An 8574-nucleotide genomic window follows, 5' to 3' on the forward strand; every position below is an offset into this window, starting at 1 on the left:
GCTTCTTTCGTTTAAGTACTTGCTATATCCATGTACAGGCTATTGCCTATCCTCCGCCTATCGGTTATCGCAGCACAGGACCGTCGGTGAGCCTGCTCCATCGGTAGCAGTTCCGTAACTGCCCATCACTGCTTATCCGATACGAGCATATCCCTTTTTCATATTTTTAGGCCCTTAGCTTATATGAACTTTTCCCTCACAGTGGCGATAACATGAATTAGTCTCAGTACGCTACGTAAATAATCCTATTTTTCAATGCTATATTTTTTAAAAGATATGCCCAAATTGTATTCGCATTTGGAGTATTATATAAAATTATGTTCATTTGTTTTTAATAGAGAAACATACCGTGAAAAACAAAGAGGGACAAAGTGATCAAGACTTATTGTTGGCAATGAAAGATAATAGCCGACACGCATTCGATTGTCTCTATCATCGCTATTGGAATAGATTACTGGATGCAGCGTATAGTAAGCTGGGAGATGCTGATGAGGCGCAGGAGCTGGTACAACAGTTATTTGTGGATCTGTATCGAAACAGGGAAGGTGTTCAAGTGCGTACGACTTTAGAAGGATATCTTCTTGCCGCCCTAAAATATAAAGTCATTGACCGTTATCGGAAGATGATGCGTCAGACAGAAAAAATGGATACCTGGCAGTCTTTTACAAGCCAAGATGTCCCTTCTCCCGACGCCTTATTAGAAATTAAGGAAACAAATGAAAAGTTGCTTCGGATAATCAATACTTTGCCTGAAAAATGTAAGGAAGTATTTCACTTGAGCCGCTTTGAACATCAGTCCCACCAAGAGATTGCGCAGCAATTGAATATCTCCGAAAGCACTGTAAAGAAACACATTCATAAAGCATTGTTTATCTTACGAAAAGAGATGAAAACAGACTTTTTATTTTGTCTGTTGGCCACGATTTTTATCTCCAAATAAGCGTCGATCTCATCAATACATCCATCGTGTAAGTTCTTTTTAGCAGTCAATTGTAGGTCTTTAAAAGAAATATTCAAAAAAAATACTTTTTGAATAGAACCTTGGCCTCTTTCGTACGACTTATCTATAAACAGGCTAACCAAATGTACAACTATCAACGATTAAAAGAGCTTTTTGAGAAGTTTCTCTCAGGGAATCTAAATGCTTTAGAGCAGCATGAATTGGACCATTGGTACGCACAATCGGAAGATAAGACGTTTTTCGAGGAAAATCCACAATATCATCAAGCAGATATTCGGGATAAATTGCTCGGTAGTATCCACAAGGAACTTGGAATCGGTGCTGGACACCGGAGTTTGTTAACGATCAGAAGACGTATAGTTCATTATTGGATTGCTGCAAGTTTATTGGTTTTCTTTTTAGCTGGATTGGCTGTATACCATTGGTATGGGAAGATCGGAGCCGAAGGTCAACATCAGATAGCTGCAGAAACAGTAATGCCCGCAAGAGATCAGGCATTGATCCGTCTTGCTGATGGTCAGATAGTCGATCTTGATCAACTGAAACCAGGAACCATGTTACGGGTTGGTAATTGTAATGTGATAAAAAACCGGGACGGCCAGGTGGAGTATGTGGCGGCTAACAGCAATTTGAGCCAAGCGGTCATCAATCAGATCGAAACGCCTAAAGGTGGTACAATTAACTTAAAATTACCGGATGGTACAGAAGTTACCCTTAATGCGGGTTCAACGCTACGCTTCTCTCAGGATTTGGCCAGTCAGGAAATCCGTAGGGTAGAGTTGATCGGAGAGGGGCTTTTTCATGTATCTAAATTGATGGAAAATGGGCATAAGAAACGATTTATCGTCCATACCGTTGAGCAGGATGTGGAGGTATTGGGCACTATTTTCAATATACAGGCTTATGCTGGAGAAATGCTGACCAAAACAGCGCTTGTGGAAGGCAGTGTTGTGGTAAAGTATCAGCGTGAGAATCGGACCGTCAAATTGAAGCCAGGATATCAGGCTATTTGGGATAGCAATAAAAAGGATGTCGATGTCGAACCTTTCGACAATACAATTCAACTCGACTGGATCCATGGCGATTTTGTCTTTGAGAACGAATCCTTGAAGAGCGTGCTCGATAAGGTCTCGCGCTGGTACAATGTGGATATAAAATATGAAAAGAGCTATCCCGATGTCACATTCTACGGTAGCGTTTCGCGTAAAAATAGTCTTGCCGATGTTTTGGAACTCTTGAAAAAAACTTCAAATATCACATTTCGCGTTACCATGAGCAGTCAAGGAGAGAAAACGCTGATTGTTGAATAGACGTAAGTACCTAATCTCATTATACCTAAATAACTATGAAAGAACAGTTACCTAATTTATGGACTGAAAGTCCATTAAGCCCCCCTATTGGGCGAATGCTCAGAAAGGGCGCACTTGCAATGTACCTTATCGTTCCATCTTTTTTTCCTGGAATTAGCTTGGCCAGCGGACAGTCTATTACGCTACATCGGCAAGGTAAGCTATCGCAGATCTTGGAAGAGGTTAAAAAGCAGACTGGATACGACTATATCCTGACGGGGGAACTTGCCAAAAAGGCTGGATCTGTTGACGTGGATCTCAACAAAGCAACGATAAAGGAAGCCCTCAACACAATTTTTGAAGGGCAGAACCTCGACTACCTGATGGAAGGAAAGTCGATTGTCGTGGTAGCCAAAAAGCCAACAGCTGCGCAGCAGCAAAGTGTAAGTGGTATCGTTGTCGATGCAAATGGTAAACCGCTGGCGGGTGCTACAATTCGTGTAAAAGAAAAGGCGACTATACAGACCAGTAGTGGGTCGCAGGGTGAGTTTCGGATTGCAGCAACAAAAGGGGATATACTGATCGCCACTAGTATAGGATACCGTACTGTCGAACAAAAGGTTGAAGCAGGAAATGTATTAATTAGAATGACGGTCGCGGATAACGTGATTAATGATGTCGTCGTTGTAGGATATGGTACAACAAAACGTAGTGATTTAACAGGTTCTGTAGCTTCTGTAAATCCTTCGGAAATAAAGAATGTACCCTTTACGAGTATTGATCAGGCTTTGTCTGGTAAGGCTGCTGGGGTACAGGTGGTACAATCGGATGGCTCGCCCGGTGCTGTAGCACGCATCAGAATCCGCGGGGGTGCCTCCCTGTTGGGCACAAATGAACCCCTGTATATTATTGATGGCATACCTGTCAATGTGCAAAATCGCTATGTGTCGAGCAGTGCAGAAGTTGTTAATCCGATGGAAAGTTATTACGGCGATGATATGGGCAGTATGGTATCGGGATCCTTTAACAGGGGGCTCAATAGCTTGGCAGGCTTAAATATCAATGATATCGAAAGCATAGATATTCTTAAAGATGCTTCCGCGACCGCCATCTATGGGTCCAAGGCAGCGAATGGCGTGGTTATTATTACCACAAAAAGAGGTCTTGCAGATAGTAAACCAATTTTGGACTTTAATTATTATACGGGGCTTACTTCTCCTTTTAAGGAAAAGATACTCAATGCAGATCAATACAAGATGATTATGAAGGAGGCAGCCCATAATCTCAATATAGCAAGGAGTAATATGGGGCTTCCGCCGAGCGCGACACCTACAGCCATTGAAAACGATCCTAAGTTTTTCGGAAATAACAATACGGATTGGCTAGGCTTGGTTTTACGGAAAGGGATCCTTCAGAATGCTGATTTATCGGTGCGTGGGGGTGGCATGAATACAAAGTATTATACTTCCTTAGCTTATAATAATCAACGGGGAACAATTATTGGTACAGACTTTAATCGGCTGTCGGGTAAAATAAATTTGGATGCAACGATTGCCCCGCGCTTTCGTATGAATACCAATGTTGATTATAGCTATACGACAAATCATATTACAAATGGAGCCTATACGCAGGCGCTGTTTGCACCGCCAACAGAGTCCCCTTACAATGCTGATGGTACTTTTTCCAACTTTGGCTTATTGCATGCGGCATATCAGGGCTATCAAAACCCTTTGGCAATGGCCTCGGGGATCAATCAGGGAAAGACGGGTATGCTGCTAGGCTCCTTAGCCGCAGAGTGGGATATCTTGCCCGAGCTGAAATGGCGCTCGGTGGGCTCAATCAATTATAGTACCTATAATCAATTGAATTATGTACCCAGCTATGTGATGATGAGTGGCTTTTATGGTGCTGGGGATTCAAACGGGGGAACAGGAAGTCAGGCTCATACCGAATCGATCAATACATTCATCGAAAACACATTAACCTGGGACAAACAATTTAATGAAGACCATCGTGTGAATGCATTGATTGGGACATCATGGGAAAATTATAAGATGAATTTTTTCTCGGCTTCCGGCGCTGGTTATCCGGATGATAATTTTCTGAACAATTTAAATTCCGCTGCGATTCCAGTAGCTGTTAAGGGGAGTAGCCCTGCACAAACGAATGCGTTGTTATCGTTCTATTTGCGTGCTAATTATACGTGGAAAGACCGTTATCTCTTTACATTCACAGGTCGTTCTGATCGTTCATCCAAATTTGCTCCTGCAAATCAGACGGGCTACTTTCCTTCAGGTGCTGTAGCATGGAAAATTTCGGAAGAGGAATTTATGAAAAGCGTCCCTTGGATAGACGAGCTGAAAATTCGTGTCAGCGCAGGTAAAACGGGTACACAGAATATTGGAAGTAATCTTTATAGAACCTTATACTCGCCAGTAAGTTATGCTGGTAAAAATGCATTTATTCCGACACAGTTAGGTAATGACAAAATTAAGTGGGAGGCGACCACTCAGAAAGATGCCGGTCTGGATTATGCGTTCTTCAAAGGAAGATTAAGGGGATCCATCGGATATTATGAAAAGATTACGGACGGTTTATTGCTCAATATTACAACCGCGCCTAGCTCTGCCTATTCGAATGTGGTGCTTAATATTGCTAAAATTCGTAATCGGGGGCTAGAGTTTGATATTCGGGGTGACTTGATTAGAAAACAAGATTTCAATTGGAATTTGGCCCTCAATATTTCGAAGAATAGGAATAAGGTCTTAAATATCAATGGTGGACCGTTTTCGAACCCCAATGATCGTGATGGATTAAATCTAGGGACAAGTATTGTTAAGGAAGGCGAATCGTTAGGTTTGTTATATGGTTATGTAACCGATGGCCTGATCCGAACTGCGGATGAGCTTAAGGCTTATAAAGAAAGTTTTCCTTTCCTAGAGTACATGGAGTATTACATCGGAGTGGGGGATATGAAATATAAACTAGACCCCAATGGCATCGGAGAAGGTGAACCTTTTTACAAACAGGATATTATTGGTAATGCAACGCCGGACTTTTTTGGCGGTATCACCAATACACTCAATTATAAAAACTTCGGACTGACCACACTATTTACATTTTCTTATGGTAATGATTTGATCTATCAGGCGGATATTGCGAATGGCTCTGCTGATAATTTGGCAAATCGAGGTGTGAGCGTATTGGGACGCTACAATGAGGATAATACTAGTGCGACAAGACCAAGGCTGCTTTACGGTACGGCACAGTTTAGACCATTAGCAGATGTCAATGTGTTCGATGCATCCTATCTCAAACTTAAGTCTATTACCTTGTCTTATAATTTTGGAAAATCTTTGCTGAATGGATTAAAGTTGAGAAGTGGCTCGGCCTATGTTTCGGCTACAAATCTCTTTACAATTACGCATTATCCGGGAATGGATCCCGAGGTTTCTGATGATCCTACGTCAGTCATTGGTGGTGGGCGCGATATCTCTGCCTATCCAGCGAATAGGATGTTTTCCTTTGGACTACGGTTTGGTTTTTAAAACATAGAGCTGATTTAAGAAAATAAATTAAACGAATGAAAAAGAGCTTTCTACTATATTTCCTGTTAGCAGCACTAATAGGAATGAATACATCCTTTGACAAGACGCTAAATGCGTTGCCGACACAGGAAAAAGTTGACGACAATGTCATTGTGGATCAAAAGAGTGCAGAAATTGCATTAAATGGGGTGTATTATTTATTTGTCAATGTAACTGAAAACAGAACAACTGGTCTACCTGGCACTACCTGGGCACGGGCGCATGAAATACTTCCGGCCCAGTTCGCAGGTCTCATTGAAAATTATCAGGGGCCCAGTCGCCCTGAAATGCATACGATGACCGCAAAGGATAATGGCGAAGTCCTGCCGATATGGAACGGAAATTATAAACTTGCGAATGCTGCCAACGGCGTGATAGCGGGCCTTGAAGCATTGAGCGAAGAGAGATTTAGCGGAAGCAGACGTACGGAGATACTTGGAGAAACCCGGTTTTTACGAGCCTATGCCAATTTTAAGTTATTAGCATACTATGGCGAATTTTTTGACAGCAGCAGCAAATTCGGGGTCATGATACGTACAAAACCTGTTACGGTATCGACAATAGCTACTGTTCGTAAAAATGTTGCCGATAGTTACGCGTTTATCCTGGACGATATTGATTACGCAATAGCAAATGCGCCAGAGAATAATCCAAACTACTATGCAACCAAATGGGCTGCCATGCTACTGAAAATGAGGGTTCTGATGTTACGTCAAGCTCCCGCTGACTATACCGCCGTCATTACATTGGCGAATCAACTCATTGAACAATCCCCATATGCCCTTGAAGCCCATGTTGAGGACCTTTTTTCTACAAAAGGGTTGGCTAGTAAAGAGGTGATTCTTGGTACAAAGGCTTTTGCTAACCAAATTGCAGAAATGGAAAAATACTATTTCCGCGCTAATTATAATTATAATGCAACGCCATTTTTATTGGATCTCTTAAAGAATGATCCAAGGGCCAACTGGATGATTGGCACAGTAGCCAAACGTCAGGTTTTTAAGAAACATTCAGGCGGACAAGCGGAAGCGAAGTTTGTATTTCGTTTGACCGAAGCTTATTTACTGAAGGCTGAGGCTCTTGCCAAATCGAATGGTAGCTTGACAGAAGTCCGGGACCTACTTAAAATGGTCAAAGCGAAAGCTGGTATTACGGATTTTACAGCATTAAATGCAATGAATACGCGAGAGCAGTTGACTACGGAAGTTTTTAGAGAACTTATGCGAAGTCTCGTTGCAGAGGACGGTTCGGACTGGATGGCTTTGTTACGTTTACCTTTTGATACGATTAAACAACTGAATGGTAATATGAAAGAGAGATGGCAGTATATCCTACCTGTACCTTATTCAGAATATGAGAAAAATCCAACGTTTGGAGATCAAAATCCCGGATATGGGTGGTAAAAGTTAGTGGACTTGTAAAATTAGCGCAACATACAAATAAAGAAATAATCAAATGAAACATATACTAAAAATAGCCGCCCTAATGGTAGTTCCTATGATGGGAATGGCGCAGAAAAAGTTTGTTCTGGATGGTGAACTTAAGAACGGGACAACCGAAAAGCTTTACCTTTTTTATATGGATGGTCAAGGTAAACAAGTAAGTGATAGTGCTTCGGTTCTCAAAAACCATTTTCAATTTAAAGGCACGTTGACGGAGCCTACCCTAGTATTTTTGACCAGATCGTCACATCCCGAGCGCGCGGCTGAGGGTGATTATACACAAATGTACCTGGAGCCGACCAAAATGAAATTGGAGTTTCAAGATGATAATCTAAAAAACTATACGCTGACAGGATCAAAATTGGATGCCGAACACAAGCAGTTAGAACTCGAAAAGTCGGCTATCAGAAAAGGAATGGAGCCCATTAGTAAGGCTTATGCTGTGAAAAATAAGGAGTATAGTCGTGCTGAGCGAGAACTTGAAGCTTTAGAAAAGAAAGTAAAGCTACTTAGTGAAGAGGCTGCCAGCATCAAGAATCAATTTGAGCCTTTTAATGAAAAAGCGGCCCAGATTGATATGACCTTTATTAAAAACCATCCACAGTCCTTTTTAAGTCCTTATTTGCTGATGTTCAGCATGAACAGCCTATCGTTGGAAGAAACTGAAACGTTGTTTGCTGGTTTTTCCAAAGAGGTGCAAAATAGTCGTTTTGGAAAAGACATTTCGGAAAAACTAGCGGAAAGCCGAAGTGGTGCTGTTGGTAAGACTGCTCCCGTATTTAGCACGACAGATATTGACGGCAAAGCCCTAAGTTTGTCGGATTTCAGAGGTAAGTATGTCTTACTGGATTTCTGGGCTAGCTGGTGTGTGCCCTGTCGTAAAGGGAATCCACATCTTATTAAGTTGTATCAGCAATATAAAAGTAAAGGTTTTGAAATCATAGGGATAGCAGATGATGACAGTAAACCTGAAAAATGGCACAAGGCGGTTGAACAAGATGAGATTGGCATTTGGAAACATATTTTACGTGGGGCAAAATTCGATGGAACAAATTTTGACCTTAGCAAAGATGTAACGAAGGGGTATGGTGTTAGTTCGCTACCAACAAAAGTGTTAATAGACCCGCAAGGTGTTATTATCGGACGTTATGGTGGGGGCAATGGCGGTTCGGACGAACAGTTGGATGCCAAACTTGCTGAAGTATTTAAATAACAGCATATCCTGTACGTAACGATGTCCTGCGGGATCACCGTTACTTTAGTAGGTATATTGTGTAAAAGAAATAAGGGACTGT

The 8574-nt window shown here is 41.8% G+C and carries 5 protein-coding genes; all 5 read left to right on the plus strand.

Annotation, left to right across the window (positions count from 1 at the left end):
- Window positions 1–349 precede the first annotated feature (349 nt).
- Window positions 350–940, plus strand: a complete 591-nt coding sequence (locus tag B4N43_RS00005) for an RNA polymerase sigma factor (protein ID WP_286732152.1) — start codon at window positions 350–352, stop codon at window positions 938–940.
- 89 nt (window positions 941–1029) lie between these two features.
- Window positions 1030–2271 (plus strand): FecR family protein, encoded by a 1242-nt coding sequence (locus tag B4N43_RS00010; RefSeq protein WP_286732154.1) that lies wholly within the window; start codon window positions 1030–1032, stop codon window positions 2269–2271.
- A gap of 35 nt (window positions 2272–2306) precedes the next feature.
- Entirely contained in the window at window positions 2307–5798 is a 3492-nt protein-coding gene (locus B4N43_RS00015; protein WP_286732155.1) for a TonB-dependent receptor, read from the plus strand.
- 35 nt (window positions 5799–5833) lie between these two features.
- Window positions 5834–7240: a RagB/SusD family nutrient uptake outer membrane protein gene (locus B4N43_RS00020; RefSeq protein WP_286732156.1), complete on the plus strand. Its 1407-nt coding sequence runs from the start codon at window positions 5834–5836 to the stop codon at window positions 7238–7240.
- Between the two features lie 52 nt (window positions 7241–7292).
- A complete protein-coding gene (locus B4N43_RS00025) occupies window positions 7293–8492 on the plus strand; it encodes a redoxin domain-containing protein (RefSeq protein WP_286732157.1) in 1200 nt (399 codons plus the stop codon).
- Window positions 8493–8574: the final 82 nt, after the last annotated feature.

This window comes from Sphingobacterium sp. UBA1897 (genome assembly GCF_002337775.1).
Taxonomy (GTDB): Bacteria; Bacteroidota; Bacteroidia; order Sphingobacteriales; family Sphingobacteriaceae; genus Sphingobacterium; species Sphingobacterium siyangense.

Coding starts and splice junctions, on each gene's coding strand:
- B4N43_RS00020 (WP_286732156.1), top strand. CDS start 5,834: ATGAAAAAGAGCTTTCTACTATATTTCCTGTTAGCAGCACTAATAGGA.
- B4N43_RS00025 (WP_286732157.1), top strand. CDS start 7,293: ATGAAACATATACTAAAAATAGCCGCCCTAATGGTAGTTCCTATGATG.
- B4N43_RS00015 (WP_286732155.1), top strand. CDS start 2,307: ATGAAAGAACAGTTACCTAATTTATGGACTGAAAGTCCATTAAGCCCC.